The sequence below is a fragment of the Chryseobacterium sp. P1-3 genome (genome assembly GCF_000738495.1).
GTDB classification, from domain to species: domain Bacteria; phylum Bacteroidota; class Bacteroidia; order Flavobacteriales; family Weeksellaceae; genus Chryseobacterium; species Chryseobacterium gallinarum.
Window position 1 is genome coordinate 1 of the sequence record NZ_JPEQ01000018.1, and the last position, 22,067, is coordinate 22,067.

At 36.8% G+C, this 22,067-nt stretch carries 21 protein-coding genes and 2 pseudogenes; 17 read left to right on the forward strand and 6 right to left on the reverse strand.

The window, feature by feature from the left end:
- The 13 genes and pseudogenes from HX13_RS22290 to HX13_RS19645 form a co-directional block, all read left to right on the forward strand.
- A pseudogene (locus HX13_RS22290) lies at positions 1-218 on the forward strand (aminoglycoside 6-adenylyltransferase); the annotation flags it as partial.
- Positions 219-303: 85 nt separating this feature from the next.
- Entirely contained in the window at positions 304-1,947 is a 1,644-nt protein-coding gene (locus HX13_RS19595) for a T9SS type A sorting domain-containing protein (RefSeq protein ID WP_050022453.1), read from the forward strand.
- Between the two features lie 3 nt (positions 1,948-1,950).
- Entirely contained in the window at positions 1,951-2,562 is a 612-nt protein-coding gene (locus tag HX13_RS19600; protein WP_128572524.1) for a hypothetical protein, read from the forward strand.
- 103 nt (positions 2,563-2,665) lie between these two features.
- The gene (locus HX13_RS19605) at positions 2,666-3,397 is read left to right on the forward strand and encodes a hypothetical protein (RefSeq protein WP_050022455.1); all 732 of its coding nucleotides are present in this window, start codon (positions 2,666-2,668) and stop codon (positions 3,395-3,397) included.
- A gap of 65 nt (positions 3,398-3,462) precedes the next feature.
- A complete protein-coding gene (locus HX13_RS19610; protein ID WP_050022456.1) occupies positions 3,463-3,861 on the forward strand; it encodes a hypothetical protein in 399 nt (132 codons plus the stop codon).
- Positions 3,862-4,042: 181 nt separating this feature from the next.
- On the forward strand, positions 4,043-4,540 hold the full coding sequence (locus HX13_RS19615; RefSeq protein WP_050022457.1) for a hypothetical protein: 498 nt from the start codon (positions 4,043-4,045) through the stop codon (positions 4,538-4,540).
- Positions 4,541-4,617: 77 nt separating this feature from the next.
- Complete coding sequence (locus tag HX13_RS19620; protein ID WP_050022458.1) at positions 4,618-5,295, forward strand: RHS repeat protein; 678 nt, start codon at positions 4,618-4,620, stop codon at positions 5,293-5,295.
- Between the two features lie 6 nt (positions 5,296-5,301).
- On the forward strand, positions 5,302-8,769 hold the full coding sequence (locus tag HX13_RS24970; RefSeq protein WP_050022459.1) for a DUF6443 domain-containing protein: 3,468 nt from the start codon (positions 5,302-5,304) through the stop codon (positions 8,767-8,769).
- 6 nt (positions 8,770-8,775) lie between these two features.
- Complete coding sequence (locus HX13_RS19630) at positions 8,776-9,135, forward strand: hypothetical protein (RefSeq protein ID WP_050022460.1); 360 nt, start codon at positions 8,776-8,778, stop codon at positions 9,133-9,135.
- A 224-nt stretch (positions 9,136-9,359) separates the two neighbouring features.
- Entirely contained in the window at positions 9,360-10,106 is a 747-nt protein-coding gene (locus tag HX13_RS19635) for an RHS repeat domain-containing protein (protein ID WP_050022461.1), read from the forward strand.
- A 139-nt stretch (positions 10,107-10,245) separates the two neighbouring features.
- Positions 10,246-10,638, forward strand: a pseudogene (locus tag HX13_RS26505) (hypothetical protein); the annotation flags it as partial.
- The gene (locus HX13_RS19640; RefSeq protein WP_128572525.1) at positions 10,610-11,071 is read left to right on the forward strand and encodes a hypothetical protein; all 462 of its coding nucleotides are present in this window, start codon (positions 10,610-10,612) and stop codon (positions 11,069-11,071) included. The pseudogene HX13_RS26505 and the gene HX13_RS19640, both read left to right, overlap by 29 nt.
- 137 nt (positions 11,072-11,208) lie before the next feature.
- Entirely contained in the window at positions 11,209-11,406 is a 198-nt protein-coding gene (locus HX13_RS19645) for a hypothetical protein (RefSeq protein ID WP_050022463.1), read from the forward strand.
- A 214-nt stretch (positions 11,407-11,620) separates the two neighbouring features.
- On the opposite strand, the gene HX13_RS24975 is transcribed toward HX13_RS19645, so the two are convergent.
- On the reverse strand, positions 11,621-11,875 hold the full coding sequence (locus HX13_RS24975; protein WP_410493163.1) for a DDE-type integrase/transposase/recombinase: 255 nt from the start codon (positions 11,873-11,875) through the stop codon (positions 11,621-11,623).
- A 152-nt stretch (positions 11,876-12,027) separates the two neighbouring features.
- Here HX13_RS24975 and HX13_RS19655 point away from each other — a divergent pair, with 152 nt between their 5' ends.
- A complete protein-coding gene (locus HX13_RS19655; protein WP_050022465.1) occupies positions 12,028-13,929 on the forward strand; it encodes a zinc-dependent metalloprotease in 1,902 nt (633 codons plus the stop codon).
- A 183-nt stretch (positions 13,930-14,112) separates the two neighbouring features.
- On the opposite strand, the gene ruvC is transcribed toward HX13_RS19655, so the two are convergent.
- Positions 14,113-14,667 carry a crossover junction endodeoxyribonuclease RuvC gene (ruvC, locus tag HX13_RS19660; protein ID WP_050022466.1) on the reverse strand — a complete coding sequence of 185 codons (555 nt, stop codon included), beginning with the start codon at positions 14,665-14,667 and terminating at the stop codon, positions 14,113-14,115.
- 332 nt (positions 14,668-14,999) lie between these two features.
- Between ruvC and HX13_RS19665 the strand changes: the two genes are divergently transcribed.
- Positions 15,000-15,227, forward strand: coding sequence for a hypothetical protein (locus tag HX13_RS19665; RefSeq protein ID WP_050022467.1), 228 nt, complete (start codon positions 15,000-15,002; stop codon positions 15,225-15,227).
- Between the two features lie 39 nt (positions 15,228-15,266).
- A complete protein-coding gene (locus HX13_RS19670) occupies positions 15,267-16,628 on the forward strand; it encodes a M64 family metallopeptidase (RefSeq protein ID WP_050022468.1) in 1,362 nt (453 codons plus the stop codon).
- Between the two features lie 29 nt (positions 16,629-16,657).
- Here the strand turns inward: HX13_RS19670 and HX13_RS19675 are convergent, their stop codons facing one another.
- From HX13_RS19675 to HX13_RS19685, 4 genes are all read right to left on the reverse strand, one after another.
- The gene (locus HX13_RS19675; RefSeq protein ID WP_050022469.1) at positions 16,658-17,179 is read right to left on the reverse strand and encodes a 2'-5' RNA ligase family protein; all 522 of its coding nucleotides are present in this window, start codon (positions 17,177-17,179) and stop codon (positions 16,658-16,660) included.
- Between the two features lie 25 nt (positions 17,180-17,204).
- Complete coding sequence (locus tag HX13_RS19680) at positions 17,205-18,101, reverse strand: serine hydrolase domain-containing protein (RefSeq protein ID WP_238555538.1); 897 nt, start codon at positions 18,099-18,101, stop codon at positions 17,205-17,207.
- A complete protein-coding gene (locus HX13_RS24980; RefSeq protein ID WP_238555539.1) occupies positions 18,052-18,312 on the reverse strand; it encodes a hypothetical protein in 261 nt (86 codons plus the stop codon). Before HX13_RS24980 ends, HX13_RS19680 begins: the two co-directional genes overlap by 50 nt.
- A gap of 164 nt (positions 18,313-18,476) precedes the next feature.
- Positions 18,477-19,187 carry a diphthine--ammonia ligase gene (locus HX13_RS19685; RefSeq protein WP_050022470.1) on the reverse strand — a complete coding sequence of 237 codons (711 nt, stop codon included), beginning with the start codon at positions 19,185-19,187 and terminating at the stop codon, positions 18,477-18,479.
- A 115-nt stretch (positions 19,188-19,302) separates the two neighbouring features.
- Here HX13_RS19685 and HX13_RS19690 point away from each other — a divergent pair, with 115 nt between their 5' ends.
- Positions 19,303-22,035 (forward strand): M16 family metallopeptidase, encoded by a 2,733-nt coding sequence (locus HX13_RS19690; RefSeq protein ID WP_050022471.1) that lies wholly within the window; start codon positions 19,303-19,305, stop codon positions 22,033-22,035.
- Positions 22,036-22,067 lie beyond the last annotated feature (32 nt).

The following is a 22,067-nucleotide window of genomic DNA, read 5'->3' on the forward strand; positions in this document are numbered from 1 at the left end:
CACTTATCAGTCTATCATGATCCAAAAGCCAGATGAACAAAAATTCAGACAACTGATAAATGATTTCTGGTGGGATACTACCTATGTAGCGAAATGCCTGAAACGTGGCGATATTTTCTATGCCAAATTTTATGTCTGAAAATATTCTCAGAACAGATTATCTGGTTCCTTTGATAGAATGGTATATTGCAAATCTTCATAGCTGGCACAATATAACATATAGATAAATCTACCATTGTGGGAAATATGAAAAAAACTGTAGATTCGCAGCCAATAGTAATATAAATAGTAAAAACACAGCGTATGAAGAAATTCTACATGAGTGCATTTACCTTATGCATAATTTTTAGTTTGCCGGCCCAGGAAGTGGTTTGGCAGAAAGACATCAAATCCTCAACGCAGGATTTCCTAAGCCAGGTGACCACCACAATAGACCAGCAGTACCTTATCACAGGCAGCAGTATTCAGGCGGGAAGCCGGAAGCAGGGAACAGGAAATGCTGCCAGCCAGAACAACGGCTATGATTTCCACCTGGTAAAATTAAACCAACAGGGAGAACAGGTCTGGGAGAAGTATTTCTCGGGACAGAACCATGATTATTTGTCAGCCACTGTAACCACGCAGGATGGGGGCTTCCTTTTAGCCGGGACCTCCTATTCCGGAAAAGGGCTGGATAAAAAGGACGATTCCAAAGGAGGCTCTGATATCTGGCTGGTCAGAATCAACGAATTCGGGGATGAACTATGGCAGAAAACTTTGGGAAGCCCTTCCGATGAAGAAGCCAGGGCAGTGATTCAAACTATCGATTCAGGATTTTTTGTAGCGGGAAATGTACAAAACTCTTCTAAGGGTTACGGTTCCAAAGATGTATGGATAGTAAGACTTGATAAAAAGGGAAAAGAATTATCACAACTGATTTTAGGAGGAAAAGGTTTAGACGAAGTTGAAAAAATGATTCCCACGAAAGACGGTGGCGCTTTGTTAGGTATTTATTCCAGAAGCGGAGCTGTTAATATAAGAAATAGTCAATCAACAACCAATACTCCGGATTTACCTTCCAAAACTGCGGGTTCTGTAGCCAGAAGCCAAATGCCAAAAGCCAGCAGCAACTATGGTGAAGGCGACTACTGGTTTGTAAAACTGGATAAAACCGGAAAGGTAGAATGGGAAAAGAATTATGGAGGCAAAGGAGATGATCATTTGAGGACCCTGGCATTGACCTCCAACGGCTATCTCATCGGAGGAGAATCCAGATCGGAAAGATCAGGGAACAAAACAGTAGGAATAGAGGAAGGAACAGACCTTTGGCTAATTGCCCTTAACGAAAGAGGCGAAGAGGAGTGGCAAAAGTCTTACAATTTTAAAAACCGGGATATTCTGATGGGGATGAGTGTGATAGGTGGGGAGTTGGAAGCAGGAAGCGGGAAGTCTACCAAAGGAATTCTTTTGGGAGGTTACACCCAGGCAGAAGGAAGGATTGAAAAGGACGATGAAACTTTCTGGATGCTGTACCTGGATGGCAATGGTAATGAGCAGTGGCGGAAACATGTGGGAGGAGAATCGAGGAAAAGAGAGGAAAGGCTCTCGGATTTAAAGCTCAACAGAGATGGTTCTATTATCCTTGCAGGAACCAGCGCAGAAGAGTTGGGAAAAGAAAACTGGAAGATTGTAAAGCTTGGAGATAAGCAGGTTGATCAGTTAATTGAAAAATATGACATTAAGATTTATCCTAACCCGGTATCAGATTATGCGTATGTAGAAATCGGTTCCCAATTTAAAGAAGCTGAGATTTTGTTGTATGATATGAGTGGAAGACAGCTTCAGAGTTTGAAGACGAAGAATAAAGTAACCAAGATCAATACCCAGGCTTTGATCCAGGGGGCTTATCTGGTGACGATAAAGACTGATACTAACAAAACGGCGAATGCTAAACTGATAAAAAAATAACAGATGAAACTAAAACATATACTTACGCTGATATTGTTATTGACTATTCTATTTGGATATGCACAATCCAATATCGGAAATGATTCTCAACAAAAGACCAATCTTATTTCATTACCTACAACGGCCAACGCCTATGTACTTGACAAAGTTGGAAAATTGCCTATAGACCTGTTTAGAGGTAAAGCTAATATTAACATTCATGTTTATACTATCCAAGCTGATGGAATTAGTATTCCTATCTCACTGACTTACAATACGGGAGGAATAAAGCTGAATGAGGTTGCCGGAATAGCAGGACTTGGTTGGGCATTAAATATTCCCAATAATATCACACATAATATTGTGGACCAGGATGATAAATATATTTCAATGTTTTCTAAGAATATTAATGAAGTAGATGCTAATGTTAAAAACATAGGTGCCCAGGATAATAGTGCAAGACTCATTGTGGAAGGAATATATCAGGGCAATTACGATACCAGACCAGATATATTTAATTATAACCTTCCTACAAGTTCAGGAAGCTTTATAGTGAGTAATGGAGCTGGCTATACTATTCCTCATGAGGATATTAAGATAGAAACTTCAGCTGAAATTAAAAAAAATAAAAAATAACAGATAAGGTAGGAAATATTTTTTTATCTGTCACCAAAAAAGTCTTTCAGCCAATGACACGGGAGAAGCTGGAGCTGGAATAACTAATGAACCATTATATGGATTGGATAGTATTAGAACAATCAATAATAAAAAAATAGAATTCCGATACAACAAGGTTTTAAGTTATCTTGAAAAGAGTATTAATGAAAGAGTAAATAAACTTTTAACACAAAGGCCAGCCGGGAATTTTGAACCTTCTCTTCCGTTGCCTCTATATGAGCGCTTTGAAGGGTCAACAGCAAATACAGAATGGCTCTTAACCCAGATTATTTTTCCAGAAGGAGAAGTCATATTTCAGTATTCTGATGATGAAAGGTTAAACACAATAACCGGAGAATTATATCGTAAAGATCTGAACGCACAAAAAGGGGTTGCTCTTAGAAGAATTTTGATAAATAATAAAACAGGCAATACTATTAAAAACTTAAGTTTAAACTACTCCTATTTCGAATCCTCAAGGCCCAATAAAAATTATCAGGATTATCGTTTAAAGTTGACGGAAATCTATGATAATTTGCAAAACAGCAGTTACTCTTTTGTTTATAATGAAGATATGCCGATTCCGGCAAGAAATTCAAATAATGATGACTATTGGGGCTATATAAATAATACATCCGGTACAGAAGAAACTTCTAATATACCAAGAATTGTTAATACTCAGTATGTGTCGGGTGAAGTTACAATGCCTAATGATAAGAGCAGAAATAGAGAAACAAATCCTCAGTATTCTCAACTGGGAGTTTTGAACAAGATTACCTATCCTACCAAAGGAAGTAAAAAAATTGTATTATGAATCTAATAAAGTATCCCTGACCAAAAAAAATTGCTACAACAAACACATGGACTGCCGGAACCTTAGTGAGTCAATATCCCGGTGATGATGCTATTGATCTTACCGCTGATATAAATAAAGATATTATTATTCCTGAAAGTGATATAGCAGGCAAAGATAGTATAAAAGTTACTGTATCTTTTGGCAATTCTTGTAAAAATAACAGGGATGATGTCAGCACAATTCAGGAAACTTCCTGTTTCGGCTCGGGATACCATAATGGTTCTGTATTAGGAAGTAATGGAAAGCCAAGAGTTTTTACCTCAGGATCCGATTTTAATTTTAAAGCAGGTGAGCCTATTAAGCTCTACCTTACCAGAGTGGGTAATTGTAGATGCTCTTATTCTGTACGGGTTAATTATAAAACAATTACTAATTCTATTGTTGAAACTCCAGTAGGCGGTTTGAGAATAAAAAAAAATTGAAGATGTTAATGAAAATAATATCACGAATATTCTCAATTATGATTATCAATATTTTGACAAAACTACTAATGCCAATAGAAGTAGTGGTTTACTTAACCTTCCGTTTCAATATGCGCGTTTAAGAAAGAAATATATAAGACAGATAGACCCTACCAATGGAGAAGAAACAGGTAATCCTTACTTGGAAAAACATTTAGTGGTCAGCAACTCGGGATCAAGCTACAACAGTTATGCAAGCTCTGATATTGTTACCTACAAAGAGGTTACAGAATATAATGATCTGGGGAAAACTATCAATATATTTACTCAAAACAATACTAATGATCAGCTTTATTCTTTTATACATTCGAAATACAATAAATGGAAAGACGGATTACTTGAAAAAAGTATTATACTGAACAATGTTAATGATACTGTAAAGGTACAAACGCATAAATTTGCATTTAATCCATTAAAAAATTCACTTTCCGGTTATGTTTCAAGATATCCGGAAGAAATTGCCTTTGCCCATGATATAGAGATTACCCAATATTTGTCCCAGCTTCACGGTGGTACTTCTCCTGAATATATAGATGTTTACTATGTTGACAAAAAGTATATTCCAATCGAATCTGGAAAGATTGAAGCTACCGAAACAATTATCACCGATTTTTTCCAGAATAAAAAAAATGGAATCTAAAAATAGTCAATAACTACTACAATACAGATATTAATAAACCAATCAACCTAAAAAATACCTTTAATATATTTCCTTCAATGGAAAATATCAGGACAGAATATCAGTACGCTCACCAAAAAGGCAATCAGTTAATGATTGATAAAAATATGATTGAAGTTCCATTAGAAACAATTACAACCCAGGCTATTGGAAATAGTACTAAAACTTTATCGAAAACAGAAACCATCTATCCAAAAAACCAGACTGAAGCCAATACAAAAACATCAGGATTGGTTTTACCAACTTCAGTGTTGTCTTATGATATTCAAAATCCTAATGTAGCTTCTACCGAAGTTACGTATGACAGGTATGACTCTAAAGGAAACTTACTTCAGTATACTACAAAAGATGGAATTTCTACAGTAATTATCTGGGGTTACAATCAAACTCAGCCTATTGCCAAGATTGAAGGAGCTACCTATGGGCAGGTTCAGAGTTTAGCATCCGCCATTATCACAGCCTCTGATACCGATGCTTCGGCAGCACCGAATAATGATGAAACAGCTCTGTTATCAGCATTGAATACCTTTAGAAACAGCCTTTCCGGTTATCAGATTACCACTTACACTTACGATCCTTTAGTAGGAGTTCGGAGCATCACCCCACCATCCGGGATAAGGGAAAGCTATATTTATGATTCGGCTAACAGACTTGAGAAAGTGATTGATGCCAATGGAAAAGTGTTAAAGGAGATGAAATACAACTATAAAAACTAACAAACGATGAAAAAGATAATTATCCCGGTAGGAATATTGCTGTTGGGCAATGTAAAAGCCCAGCTTACCCCACTTCCTAATACGGAAAACTATGTACAGACTAAAACTTATCTTGATTACAGCGGAACAACAGCCACAAAATCATCCGAAACTGTTCAATATTTTGATGGCCTTGGCAGGCCCAAACAGGTAGTTGGCGTAAAAGCCTCTCCTTTATGCAAAGATGTGGTTACCCATATTGAATATGACCAGTTTGGAAGACAGATTAAAGATTACCTGCCCGTTCCCCAATCCGGGACCCAGAACGGAGCTATCTATGCTTCACCTCTTGGCAATGCTTCATCTATCTATGGCGCGGAAAAGATCTATTCAGAAAAAGTGCTAGAAAACTCACCTTTGGATAGAATTCAGCAACAGATCCAGGTGGGTAATGACTGGGCAGGTAAGCCTGTACAGTTTGGGTATGATGCCAATATCTGGGAAGACTATGTAAGGAAATATGAAACCTCTACAACCTGGGTTGAAGGGAGGACACAAACTTCCGTTCAGCTTCTTCAATATTTCCAGCCGTCACAATTATACAAAAATACGGTTACTGATGAGGATGGAAACAAGACCATAGAATTCAAAAATGGTAAAGGACAGCTTATCTTATCCAGGAAGGTTTTGAATGCTTCCGAAAATGCAGACACTTATTATGTGTACAATGAGTATGATCAGCTGGCATTTGTCATCCCGCCATTAGCTTCAGCTCCCACAGTGGAATCCTCTACAGTAGAAAAACTGTATTATCAATACCGTTATGATGGTAAAGGAAGGCTTGTAGAAAAGAAGCTTCCAGGTAAGGGTTGGGAATATATGGTATATGATGGAGCCGATCGTTTGATTTTATCTCAGGATGCTACCCTGAGGGCCCAAAATAAATGGCTGATTACCAAATATGATCCACTGGGAAGAGTTGCTTATACAGGACTTTTAGATGCAGGGGACAGGGTAGGAAGACAAACTAATGTTGGTAACGGGATCATTATTGAAGGCAGAAGCAATACCGGGTTTACTAAAAGCGGGATGACGGTCTATTACAACAATGGGAACTTTGGCGACGAAATTTCTACGATATTGAGTGTCAACTATTATGACAATTACCCTGGGTACAGTTTTAATCCCTCTTTTCCTGCCAGTATCCAGGGGACTGCTGTATTAACAGAAGCCCCAACATCCGATGGAAGAAGCACCAAAGGACTTCCTACTATGAGTTTGGTGAAAAATATTGAAGATGACAACTGGACGAAAAATTACACCTATTACGATACTAAAGGAAGAGTAATAGGAACCCATTCCATCAACCATTTGGGAGGTTATACCAAAACAGAATCCAAACTGGATTTTGCAGGGGTAACGCAGCAGATGATCACCCGGCATAAGAGACTGGATACCGATACAGAAAGGGTTATTACAGAAAACTTTGAATATGATTCCCAAAACAGGCTGTTGGTGCATAAGCATCAGGTAGATAATAATCCTGAAGAGATCTTAGCACAGAATACCTATAATGAACTTTCCCAACTATCCAATAAAAAAGTAGGCAATAACTTGCAGAGTATTGATTATGCCTACAATATCAGGGGGTGGATGACCAGGATCAATGATCCTGCCAACCTGAATGGGAAATTGTTTGGCTATGAAATCAAATACCATAATCCTGTGTATACCAATTTAGCTTCAGGCAGGTTTAACGGGAATATAGCCGAGGTAGACTGGAGAAACTCTTCAGAGGATGTTTTAAAAAGGTACTCCTATACCTATGATGGCCTCAATAGGTTAAAGGATGGCATCTATACGGAGCCTAATGCCACCAATCCATACAACAATAACTTTAATGAACATCTTACCTATGACACGAATGGCAATATTATGACCCTGAAAAGAAATGCTTTCCCGGTATTGGGAAGCACTTCCACGGTGGTGGATGATTTAGAGTATAACTATACCGGCAACCGTTTGAACCAGGTGATAGAACATTCTCTGAACGATACCGGCTATGAAGGCGGAAATAATATCATAGATTATGACCTGAACGGGAATATGCTCAATTTGAAGGATAAAGGAATTCAGAATATTGCATATAATTACCTGAGTTTACCCGATGCCTATTCCATTACCCAAACTGACCCTTTTTTCGGGACTAAGAATTTCAGGTTGCAATACCTTTATCGTGCAGATGGGGTAAAACTCCGTAAACTCAATACTTCAGGAGGAGGAAGAGGACAATCAACCACTAATGTTATTACCGATTACCTGGATGGTTTCCAGTACAAATATCGTGAAGTTATTGAACCTTGCCTATGGTGCCGTACAAGTGTAGCTTTTGAAAAGGAGGCTTATAAGGAATCCGGGGAAATTCTTGAGCCGGGCGTTATTACCCCGGAATGGCGTCTTGATTTTGTACCAACAGCAGAAGGATTTTATAGTTTCGGGGAAAACCGTTATATTTACCAATACAGGGATCACCTTGGAAATGCGAGGGTAAGCTATATTAAAAACAGCGCAGGTGTTGCTCAAGTGACGGATACTAACAATTATTATCCGTTCGGGTTAAACCATATTGGCCAGGGAAGAGGGTTTTTAGGAGGATATTTTAATTATAAGTACAATGGAAAGGAGCTACAGGAGACGGGAATGTATGATTATGGGGCAAGGATGTATATGCCGGATCTGGGAAGATGGGGTGTGGTGGATCCAAGAAGTCAATACACGCACGAAGCCTACAGTTATGTTTGGAACAATCCAATCTCATATAACGATCCGACAGGAATGGAGGGTGAAACAGGAAAATGTCCTCCCGATTGTCCAAAAGGAGTTACTGAAATAAAAATCCTTCCTAATAAAGAAAAAGAAGTAGTAATTCAAGAAGTTACTCTTACCGGAAAAGCTAAAAGCAGTGATTCCGGTCCCGGAAGCTTAGCTATGGCTGCTTTACTCGTTTCACAGGCAGATTCTCCAGTACCTGGTCCTGCTGATGTTGTTGCTGCAGCAATGTTAATAGGAGCTGGAGTCTGGTGGACAGTTAATCAATTTACACCACCTAGCACAGGATACACTACTATTGCAGATCCAGGTGCGGGTTACAGAAATTTAAAAACTGAAGATACAGCTGAAGAAGATAAAGACGTAAATGGTGTTGATGTTCCAGAAGAAGGAAAAAGAAGGAAAAATAGATTACCTGATAAAGGAGAACCAAATACAACGGAAACTAACGATCCTGGAACAACTTCTAAAAAGTATGGACCCGATGGGAATGTTCAAAAAGAATACAACAAGGGACACGGGCCAAAATACCCTAAAAATGAGCAAGATGATCATATACATGATTACAAGCCTAATCCTCGAAATCCTACAGGAAGAGGAGATAGGCAACCGGGAAGACCTCCTAAAAAAGGCGAATTATTAAGAGATTTTGGAATAAAAAAATAATTTGAAATGGATATAACGAATACTGCGTCTGAAGTTTTTATTGGAGAAAACTCATTGATAAGCACAAAAATAGAAGAAATAAATCTTAATAAAGATGAATTTGGGGAACTACAAATACAAATTACAATAAGTGGTTTTTCAAAAAAGAGTAATTATTTTAAAATAAATCTATTGTTTACCGAAGTAGTAGAATTTAAGTTTTATTATAGTAATATTTATAATTTTTATAATATTGAAAATTATAAATTATTACATATCAACAACCAAATTTATATTAGCTTTGATCCCGATGAGAACGAAGAAAAGTCTGAAGGTGATTCTGATTTTATAATTGCAAAAAAACTTGAACTATCCTCTCTCGAATAAATTTCCCATTGCTAGCGTAAGCGTCACGCTTGTGCAATGATAACAATAAAAACCACTGCAAATGCGGTGGTTTCTTTTTCTATTTTCAAATACAAAACAGAACAAGATAAATAAATCTCTAATCGGAGGAGAAACAATTACTTATGATGATAATGGAATATGGTGCAACATCTTGATAGGATGATAGAAAAGATAAATATAATTATCTTAACCTTCCTGAAAATATGAGCTTTCTATCATTTCCAGGTACTCAATTAAAAACATCTTTACAATATATTTATAATGCAAATGGTATAAAATTAAGAAAGCAATATACTACTCAGATAGGGTTGATTACTGATTACTTAGATGGCTTTCAATATACACAATTGAAACTCAATCCCGCAGTATTAAATTTTGTTCCTACCTCAGAAGGCTATTATAATTTTGAAAATAATAAGTATATTTACAGTTATACAGATCATTTGGGAAATATAAGATTAAGCTATTTCAATAATGGAAATGGAATAGAAATTCTTGAAGAAAATAATTATTATCCCCTTGGATTGAAATACGGAGGTTATAATACATTAGATGGAAATCAAGCATATAACTATAGTTACAATGGGAAGGAGGTGCAAGAAAATGGGATGTATGATTATGGAGCAAGATTCTATATGCCTGACATAGGAAGATGGGGAGTGGTAGATCCGAAAGCAGAATTAATGCGTCGCTGGTCGCCTTACAATTATGCATTTGATAATCCAATACGTTTTATTGACCCGGATGGAAGAGCACCTCTTGACGATCACTTTAATAAATTTGGTCGTTATATTGGTACAGATAATAAAAAAACAAATAATGTTATTGTGCACACTAATAGTTCTGCAACAAAATTATCTCAGTTAAGCGGTAATACTGGTGCTGCAAGATTATCTCAATTGGATTATAATAGTAAAGGAACAAACAAAGCTGTTTCAAAACGTTTTTAGCACACTATGCAGGAGAAAAGGGAATATCTGGATATACCGGAACATATTCGGGATCAAGAGGATCTGCTTTAACTATGCCTAATGGCAATATTTTCTTTAATACTAAAGATTAAGTAAAGGGAATTATGACAATGTATACAATATCAGATCTACCTTAAATCATGAAGGAGGAAAATTAGGGCATAAAAATGAAAATATTAACCCCGATGATTATACTTTTGTAAATCATGCAACTGTTTATTTAAATGAAGCAAAAAATCCTGATTTTGGTAAGGCTACAGAGAAGTATAGAGTTGGACAAGCGACAAGTTTTGGGCTGCGAGTTCTCAATGCAGCACAAAAAGAATCCAGTTATGGCAATGATCCTATGAATATGATTAATGAATATAACAATGGAAATACAGGAAATGTAACCATTACACCATATAGTGGTGGAAATGGTTTGCCAACCAGTACAACAATAACAGTTAGTGCAGGAAATAATACTTATCCAACAACACCATATGAAGACATTAAACATCCCCAAGATTAGTTATTTCTTTTTAGCTTTCTTTATATTTTCATGTAAAGAAAATAAGCAAGATAAGATAAGGTCGGTTTTTGCAGGAGAAAACAGTAAAAAATGGTATGCCTATAGTATTGACAGTGTACATTGTTCTCAGGGGTTTTATCCTTTTCGAGTAAGAGAGTTTTTCAAAGACGGGAGGCAAATCCAATATATCAATAATTCTACTACCAAGAATTTAGATACCATACCCAAGGATGATCTGTATAATCCAGAAAAATGGTTTATTATTAATGATTCTATTGTTAGTATTGGCTCTGTAAGAAACTTTAAAAGTGGGTACTATCACAAGGAGAATCGAAAGATACTTTACTACAATAAAGATACTATTATATTACAGGGTACAAAACGTAATAATTACGAAGGCGTGTTAATCCTAACACGATATAAAGATAAGTAACACAAAACCCTCATCCAGCTGGCGTAAGCGTTACGCATGTACCATGATAACAATAAAACCACTGCAACTGTGTGGTTTCTTGTTCTATTTTCATATACAAAACAGAATAAGATAAATAATCTCCAACCGAAGAAACAATGGGATTAAACTTTAGAATAGTAAAATATAGTGAAAAGTTTCTTGAAAAAGAAGCTGGATTATTTAATAAAAAAATAGAAGATATTTTTGATAAGGCTTGCTTTGTTACTGATGGTTATAGTGGATTGATTACTGATTTTAGTATTAAAAAAAATGGTTATAAATTATTGTCCATTTTGTGGTCAAAAGTTAAGTGATTTTTATAAATTTGATGATTATGCTCAGGAAACTATCGGATAGTTTTGACTAGTCCTAAATAACCGTTACAGGTTAATAAGATAAAAATACTAATATTTATGATATAGTTGTTGGATAATCCCGGCAACTATATTTGTTTTATAAGTTCTTATTCACACTATTTTGTTGTAAATTTCGACAGTATCTTTTACCAGCAATCTCATAGTTTGCATATTAACCTGATAATCTTCTAACAGGAATTCCTGCTTGAGTATACCGTTTACCCTCTCTGCAATGGGCGTTAGCATATGGATTTTTTTCGGTCATTGAAGGTTTAATATTTTTCTTTTTCAAAGCGTTCTGATACTCTTTACTACAATACTGTAAGCCTCTGTCAGAATGATGAATCAGATTTTTCTTATATATCTTTTGCTTTACCACCATATTCAATGCCCTAAGAGATTCTTCCGTTGCCAGTTTATTAGAAATGAAGACTTGAAGGCTTTCCTCACGTTAATGTAGAGGAGCTGCTTGAATTGAAATATTTTAAAATACTAGTATGATTTGTATTGTTATTTTTTTTGATGATTCAATATTAAATATATACTTTTGCTAGAATTAATTAATAAAAAGTAATCTTAATGAGAAAAATTAACATTGTTTTTGCAGTTTTGCTGTTTGTTAATGCGTTTTCGCAAAATCATGGAAATTATTGTGGTTTTGATAGTGAAATGGCAAAAATAGATGCGCGATTTCCGGAATTGAAAAAAAGAAGAGCAGAAGGAGAGGCTAAATTAAGAAATATTGATAAGCAGTCATTTCTTAACAAAATTGGTGGAAATACTTCATGGAGTGGACTATACAATGGGCAGGTATTTGAAATTCCCGTAGTAGTACACGTGATCGAATCTTCAGCTGCAGCTAATGCAAACCTGAGCCTTACAGATCAGAATATTATTGATTGGATAGACAGAGCCAACAGAATGTATGCAACAACGTATGGAAATGGATTTTATCCGGAAGGTACAGGCCCAACCGGAGGGAATGTTATGCCTTTTAAATTGGTGTTGGCTAAAAGATCTCCTAATTGCCTGCCTACAAATGGTATCGTAAGATATGATGGAAGCTCAATTCCTATGTATGACACAGGGGGTGTGGATTCCGGGGGGAGCGGTACAGGTACTAGCGATGCTGCTATAAAAACATTGGCACCCCATTGGCCGGAAACTTCATATTTTAATATCTATATTGTTATAGGTTTTGATGGTCAACAGCAATATGCCGGAGGTCTTATGGGATATGCAAGATTCCCGGAATCTTATGATTATTTTTATGAAAGTTTCATGAAGGTTGCTACGGTTAAGAATCTAAATGATACAACACTTACCCATGAGCTGGGACATGCATTTGGACTATATCATACGTTCCAAGGGGTCTCTTATACCAATCAGACTTCCTGCCCTGTTAACAATAACTGTGCAACAGATGGTGACCAGGTATGTGATACCTCTCCATCAAGAAGTATGTATGGAGTGGCTGTCCCTACCAATAATAGTATTGATCCTTGTACCAATACCAATTATGATGGGACGCAGTATAATGTAATGAATTATACCAATTTTAACCGTAAGTTTACACAAGGACAAAGAGAAAGAGCAATCATGCTGATGATGGAATACAGAAAGAATCTGATCAATTCAACAGCGGCCCAGGATCCGGCTGTAGTAATCCCTTCTCCGGTTTCAGTGGTTGCTGCTCAATGTAATCCAACCGGAACCTTACATCCTACAAATAACAATTTTGGAATTGGGCCAACAAGAGTTCAGTTTGCCTCTATCAGTAGCACAACTAACGGGTATGACTCTGATGAGGTTACTCCTAAATTTTATGAAGATTACGCTTCAGCAACCTGTATAAGACCTGCTTATTATACGGATATTCCATCAGGCTCAGCTACTGAGTTGAAAGTGACCTATGAAAATGGATTTGGGCAGACTACAAAGTTCAAAACAAAAGTTTGGATAGATTATAATAATAACGGAACTTTTGATGACTCAGAATTAGTAATCAATAACACTTCAAATAATGTATCTGTAGGATATGGAAATACAGTGATAGGAAATATTACTCCTCCGGCAAATGCTGTTACAGGAACCTATTTAAGAATGAGAGTTGCCGTAGATGCTGCAACCTATGGAGGAACAATCCTTCCGGATGTGTCAGCCTGTTCTCAATTACAGTATGGTCAAATGGAAGACTATGCAGTAAGAATTGTTAATTCTGCATTGAGTACCACAGAAACAAGAACGGCCTCAGAATCAAAGGTGGTGTATCTTAAATCTGAAAACAAATTAAAACTAGTGGGGAATAAAAATGATGTATTTGGAGATTATCAAATCTATGATTTAAGTGGTAAACTTATCCAAAAAGGAAATACAAAAACAAATGAGATCCATATTGATAATGAACTTCCTGGGGGAGCATTTATTATCAATTACACTGATAAAAATAAAACTGAGTCTAAGAAATTTCTGAACAATTAAAATCAGTCCCTCGCTGGGAGTGAGTTTCGAGCTCATGTCTGCGAATAGAAAAAATAGCACTGCTCAGGGTTTATAATTTTTGAGTAAATAAAGACAAAACCTTCGCAATAGCGGAGGTTTTTGTTTTATAGCTTGAAATAAATGTAAAATTAAAAAAATATTAGATAGTACGGGAGAGTAAATTTACTTCAACCTATCCGGATTCTGTTTCAAAAAACTTTCCCAGCCGGAATATGATTTTGTATCCGTCAGGGTTCCGGAATTGAAATGATGACATACCGCTACGGCTAATCCATCGGAAGCATCTAAATATTTGGTTGGAAATTCTTTTAGTTTAAGAAGGTTTTGCAGCATTCCTGCCACCTGTTCTTTACTGGCATTTCCATTTCCGGTTATTGCCATTTTAATTTTTTTTGGAGAATATTCGGTAATGGGAATATTTCTGTAGAGACTGGCGGCCATGGCAACGCCTTGTGCGCGGCCCAGTTTCAGCATACTTTGTACGTTTTTCCCATAAAATGGAGCCTCCAGGGCTACTTCATCAGGATGAAATTCATCAATAAGAGCCAAGGTTTTGTCAAAAATATACTTGAGCTTGGTTTCGTGATTGGGATATTTTTTTAAAATCAGTTCATGAATGGAGATCATTTCCATTTTACCTTTTGTAACGGAAATAAGACCAAATCCCATAATAGCGGTCCCCGGGTCAATGCCTAAAATTATTTTCTCTGAAATCATTGGTTCAAAGATATGACATTCTAAGTTTTTCCGGATATGAAAAAATATACTAAAGGCTCCTCATTGTATCTGAAACTTTATTAACTTTAAATAAAAATGATTATGAAAAATTTACTTAATTTTTTTTATTGTTCCCGTCTTTATGTTCTGTAGCTTTCAGAAAGAGAGTGCGTTATCTTTATCACGGGAAACGGAATCCGGGAAGATAGCCGCGATAAGCGACAGCATTATCTATCTGTTTTTTAAAGTGAATAAAGACCGGTCAGGAAATGATCAGATTGCCCTCCAGGAAAGCAAAATTACTAGCGGGAAATTAAAGGCAGTTCCTGTGTTTGATAAAAAAAGAAGCGCAAAACGGGGATCTTATTATTACAATATCAGCAGAAGACGGAAGTGAAATTGCGCAACAGCTGGTAAAAAATCCGCTGAAGCCTGAACTTGAGGTCTATGAAAAAGAAGGAATCACCAGGCACCAGGCTTCTCTTCAAAACGCTGAATTCAGTGTGAGGTTTTCCTTTTCTGAAAATGTCAGGAATCTGAAAATAGAAAAAAATTACTGAGAAAGGAGCTCAGGTTATATTCACCCAAAAACTATCATCATGAAAAAAGTTTTATTATCTCTTCTTATAGGAAGCAGCTGTGCTGCACAAGTATTTGAGACGGTACCGCTTTTGCAGAATGGAACCAATGATAAAAGAGTGGTGATTGCTGTTTTAGGAGATGGATTTACCACTGCACAGCAAAATAATTTTGTAACGTCGGCACAGGCTACAGTGAATTATCTTTTTACCAAGAGCCCATATACCGAATATAAAAACTATTTCAATGCCTACGCTATAAAAGTAATCTCTGCAGAAACAGGGGTAAAACACCCGGGAACAGCTACTGATGTTGCAGAACCTGTAATTCCGGTATCCAATCCTAATAATTACCTGGGTTCTACTTTTGATGTGGGAGTTCATAGATGTATTTACAGTAATACAACGAATAAAGTAGGGCAGGTATTGGCAGCTAACGTTCCTGATTATGATATTACCTATGTTCTGGGAAACTCCACAGAATATGGAGGATGTGGAGGGACATACGCTTTTGCTTCTTTAAATAATTCATCAAATGAGATTGTCGTTCATGAACTTGGGCATTCCTTTGGAAAGCTAGCAGATGAATATTGGTTTGCAGGCTCTCTGGAATCTCCCAATAAAACCCAGACATCCAATCCTGCTACAATAAAATGGAAAAACTGGATAGGCTTAAATGCTGTAGGAGTTTACCCTCATGCCGAGAGCCCTACCTGGTTCCGGCCTCATCAAAGCTGTGAAATGAGGTATCTTAATCAGCAATTCTGTTCTGTTTGCAAAGAAGCGATTATAGAGAAGATTCATAGCCTGGTTTCTCCGGTAGACTCCTATACCCCTGCCAACAATTCCTCTGTTGACGGTACATCCGATATTACTTTTACCGTTAATGAAATTCTTCCGGTGCCCAATACGCTGGTGAATTCCTGGAAACTGAACGGAACAGCCATTAATACAACAAACTCCACACTGACACTTACTCCCTCACAGCTGAACAACGGAAACAATACCCTGATTTTTTCGGTAACAGATAATAATCCGCTTCTGAAAGTAAATAACCATAGTACCCTTCATTTTACCAATATCACCTGGACAATCAGTAAGTCTACTCTTGGAGTTGCAGAAGTGAAGGCAGAAGAAAGAAGATACAGCATCTATCCCAATCCGACAGATGGAGAATTCCGTATTAAAGGGAAAAAGGATTTTGCAAAAGATGTGAAAGTTGAAGTTTATGATAGCTCAGGAAGAAAAATTCCGGTAAAATTTGAGAGGAAAGACAGCACTGCAATATCAGTCGATATTAAAACTGCCCCTTCTGGAGTTTATATGCTCAATATGATAGAAAACAAAGATTTAATATTATCCCAGAAAATAATAAAAGAATAAAACATAAAGCCGGCTAACAGCCGGCTTTATCATGTAAGTAGCTTTTCCGCAATAGGAGTCCATTTTCCATCATGACGGAGAAGGAGTATTTCGTCAACTATAAATTTAGTTTTGTATTCGAGCTTTTGATACTTTTCCCAAGCCTTTAAATAATTCTCCCATGTAAGGTCCCTGTATCCTACGGTCATATGAGGAGTAAAAGAATACTGTTTAAAGTTGAATTGCTGCCTCACCCTGCGTTGAAGATCAGTTAAATCAGAATTGTTTTCCGGATGAACAAAAATCACCGGGTTCTTAGGGTTGGGGAAACTGCCAAATCCGTTAAGTTCAACTTCAAAAGGAGGTCGATGGGTGTTAATCTTTTCAAATGCTGTAAAAACATCACTTTCCAATTCAGCTTCCCTGAAAAAAGGCGGAAAAAGGGTGATATGGGCATCATTTTTTAATGCTTTGGAAGTTCCATAGCTGATGGCCAGATCCCTCTTAAAGTTCCTTACTTCCTCTATAATTTCCTGAGGCGGATAAATGGCAATGAAATACAGTTTTTTCATCCTATAAATAATGGGATAAAAATACTTATTTTTTCTCCTTCAGCTGTATCAAAGTGCTTTCTAAGTTGTCTGTAATCTTTTTTACTTTAATATGGGGCTTAAAGATCATTCCTTTTCCTTTTTCTTCATCTGCAATATTGGAAAGGATAATAACGGAAGTCTTCGTTTCAGGATAATAAATATTTAAAGAAGGTGATCCCTTTACATATCCGCTGTGAAAATAAGCGGCAGGATTTCCGATATTCAGCATAATCCCGTAAGCATACCCCATTTTTCCAAAGACAGCGTGATGTCTTTCTGCACTTTTAGCCATAAATAATGTAAGGGTTTCGGGTTTTAAAATCTTTCCGCTATAAAGAGCATTGTTCCAATGATGAAGGTCCTGAATGGTAGAAAGAATTCCCCCTGCCGGAATTCCGATTTCTTTACCTCCCAATCTTTTGGGCATATTCGGAACCTCTTGTTGTATGCCGGCATTGCCAAGATAAGCGCTGGCAAAATGATTGCCTTTAAAGATATCACCTGTGGAAGAATGAGCCATTCCTGCTTTTTTAAATAGTTCCCGTACGTTTTCATCATAAGATTTCCCTGTTACGGTCTCAACGATTTTGCCCAGTGCATTGAACCCGTCATTAGAATAGAAAAAATCTGAACCACTTTTAAACATCAGTTTTCCACCCAGAAGGTTTAATCCTGAAGTATGATTCAAAAGCTGATGAATGGTAATATTCTCATAATCCTTATTTTTAAACTCCTTGAGGTATTGGGAAGCTTTATCTGTAACATTCAATTTTCCTTGTTCCATTTGAAGTAATACCAGGACAGCGGTGAATTGTTTACTTACCGATCCGATGGCAAAAATGGTATTGCTGTCAATCTTTGTTTTTTTCTTTAAAATCTGAATAGCCGTTTTCCTTTCCATAAAGCTGCAATGAATCTTTAAAAACAGCAATACTGCCATTGAAGCGGTATTTTTTAAAAACAGAATCAATCTGCTGTTCCAGAAGGGTCTTTTGAAAAGCGGTAATGGTAGAATCGATAATCGCATTTTTATCCAGAGGGGCCTTAGAAGGTTCAGTTTTGCAGGAAAATAAAAAGCACAGAATCAGAATGAAGGTTAAATTTTTTATCACGGGTGTTTATTAAAAGTTATCATTTTAAAGATAGTGAAATCTTAAAAAGTCTCAAAGGATGCAAATTCCATGCTAGATCCAGCCTGGAATAGTTTTTTTTATCCTGAGCATCTCCGCAATTCCGGGTACGTTTGCATATTCGTGATGTAAAAAGCAGATCTGGTTTATTTTGAAATCAGATCACAAAACCAGAAAGTGTATTCTCCATCCTTTTCTTCAGAATCCGTTTTTGGCCTAGGATAAGTCTTTTTTACCGTTTCTCCAATTTCAAATGGTACCGGATTCTTAAAGATAGGGCCATCAAAAGTGAATGTATGAAATTCGCCGTTTTCTCCGCAAGGATCTACATTTCCTGGTAAATCCTTAATGAAATTCTGATCAATGATCCTTCCGGCAAAGCTTTTATCAAGATAGGTCCCGTTAACGCAAGTGACAATAGTTTTAAATCCAAGGTCTAAAAACTCATGAATAAGATCCGGGGTGTTTTGCTTCCATAGTGGAAAAACAGCTTTCATACCGATGGACTGTAACTGGTTTTCGCGGTATTGTCGGAGATCTTCCAGAAAAATATCTCCAAAGATAGAGTGGGTAATTCCCTGTGACTGAATTCCGGAAATTGTATCTTTCATGATTTCCTGATATTCTTCCATTGAAGGCTCTTTAGGAAGCTCCATTTTTACCAGCGGAATTCCTATACTCGCAGCCTGCTGCTCCAACAGGGAAACATGAACACCATGCATGGATATACGCTGAAACTCTTTATTAATGCTGGTTAAAAGTGTTGATACATCATATTGATCTTCCTGTAAGATCTTAAAAAGGGCAAGGGCGGAATCTTTTCCGCTGCTCCAGTTGAATAAAGCTTTTGGTTTCATGAAAAACAAATGTAAAATTTAAAATGAAATTTGTAACATTTCTGTGAGTTATATTGTCTAATCTTCATAAGAGATGTGAAAAATCTCTTATATTTAACAAAATTAAATAAAACACATGAAAAGTCTACTAATTGGGACTGCAGTCCTGTTTTTCACCGGAGTAGCCAACCCGGTATTTTCACAAAAGGCTGAAGCTCCAAAATTCGTAAGTAACACAGAAGGTGTAAAAGAGTACACGCTTAATAATGGAATGAAAGTCCTTTTGATTCCGGATCCTTCGCAAAGCAATATGGTGGTTAATATCATCTATAATGTAGGTTCTAAGCATGAAGGTTATGGAGAAAAAGGAATGGCACATTTGCTTGAACATATGTTATTTAAGAGCACTAAAAAACTAGGTGATATTAAAAAACAATTATCGGATAAAGGAGGTGATGCGAATGGAACTACCTGGTATGACAGAACCAATTATTATGAAATTTTCCCGTCCAGTGATGAGAATCTTAAATGGGCACTGGAAATGGAAGCAGACAGAATGATCAATGCTACCATTCTGCAATCTGACCTGGATAAAGAATTTTCTGTAGTAAGAAACGAATTCGAAATCGGAGAAAATAATCCGGGGTCTGTTTTGATGGAAAGAATTGTCTCTACGGCTTACTTATGGCATAACTATGGAAACAGCACTATCGGAAGTAAAGAAGATATTGAGAGGGTAAAAGCTCCGACCCTTAGGAAGTTCTATGAAAAACATTACCAGCCGGACAATGCCACACTTATAGTAGCAGGTAAATTTGATGAAAAACAGGCTTTACAGTATGTTTCTCAATATTTCTCCGTTATTCCGAGACCTTCAAGGATATTGGATCAGACCTATACCGTGGAGCCAGCTCAGGATGGAGAACGTTTTGTAGAACTGAAGCGCTCAGGAGACAGCAAAATTGTAGGAGCACTTTATCATACCGCTCCTTATGCAGATAAAGACTACGCAGCTCTGGATGCATTATCAGAAATTTTAACAGCGGACCCTTCAGGATACTTATATAAGGCAATGATTGATTCCCATAAAGCGGCTTCAGTTTATTCCTATCAGCCAACTGTAAGAGATGCTGCCTATATGTATTTTGGTCTGGAAATTCCTGCAGAGAAAGATGTGAAGGCTGTAGAAAGTGATTTCAGGGCAGAACTTGATAAAATTGCAGCAATTAAATACACGGAACAGGATGTTGCCAGGGCTAAGGCTAAAATTTTAAAGCAAATTGAGAACAACAAAAATAACACGATCAATTATGCAATAGGACTGACAGAAATTGTAGGAGCAGGAAACTATAAACTGGCCATGTTATACCGTGATAATATTGAAAAACTGACGTTGGCAGACATTCAGAGGGTTGCGGATAAATATTTCAAAACCAACAACAGGACCGTTGGAGTATTTATACCTACCAAAGATGAAGTGAGAGTTAAAAATATTGAATATTCAGATGACCAGATTGCTTCTTTAACGAAAGATTATAAGGGGAAAGCACTGGAAAAAGAAGTGGCTCCTTTTGAAGCTAGTATTAAAAATCTCAAGGCTAATCTTTCTGAAGGAAAACTGAGCAATGGAATGAAATACGGAGTCATTAAAAAAGAAATTAAAGGAGGGAAAGTATTGGGAAGCTTCCGTTTCCCGGTAAGTAATGCTAAAGATTTAAATGGAAAGGCCAAGATTGGAGCTTTAATGGCTCAGGTGATGAAAACAGGTACCAAATCTCATACTAAAGAACAGATCCAGGATATGCTGGATCAATGGAAATCCAGTATAGGATTCTCATTCAGTGGCCAGACCTTGTATGCCAATGTGAGTACTTATAAAGAGCATTTACCCAAAGTAATGGGACTGATGAAAGAAATTCTTACAGAATCCACTTTCCCGGAAGCAGAATTGGTTAAAACAGTAAATGAGTACAATACTTATCTTGAAAGTTCTTTAAATGACCCTCAGGCGCTGGCATTTACCGAAATTGAAAAAATTACCTCCAGTTATCCTAAAGAAAGTATTTTTTATACACCATCCTTCAAAGAACAGATAGAAACAAATAAAACCATCAAAAGACAGGAGCTTGTAGATTTTTATAATAAGATTTTAGGAAGTAATAACGGAGTAGGGACAATGATCGGGGATCTGGATTCCAAGACAGTGTCTGCGTTAATGGAGGGCACATTTGGAAAATGGAATTCAAAATCGGATTATGAGAAAATTAAACCGGAACTCTTTACAACTAAAAAAGAAGATAAAGAATATATAACTCCTGATAAAGAAAATGGTGCTGCTGTTGGAAAAATCAGTTTTTCAATGGACAGGAAAAGTCCTGACTATCCGGCGCTGATTATTGCCAACGAAATGTTGGGTAGTGGAGGTTTCCTGACATCAAGAATTCCGATACGACTTCGTGAAAAAGAGGGTATCAGTTATGGGGCCGGTTCTTATATCAGTGTTCCATCCGATAATGATGTGGCGTCATGGGGATGGTATGCATTCTTTAACCCTACCAAGAAAGAAGCTGTAAATAAAGCATTGAAAGAAGAAGTCAATAAGGCGGTAAAAGAAGGATTCAGCGAAGAAGAATTAAAATCTAATTTAAATTCCTGGCTGACTTCCAGAAAAACAGGCTTAGGTAATGATAGCACTTTGATGGGATTGGTAAACAGTCAGCTTCAGTTTGGAATTCCGCTGGATGATTATGATGCATTGGAAGCTAAAGTCTCCGCATTGAAAGTAAGCCAGGTAAATGAAGTACTCAGAAAATACATCAGTGAAGATAAACTTACATCTGTTTTTGCAGGTGATTTTAATAAAAAATAACCACTGTAAAAACTGATAAAAATAAAACCGCA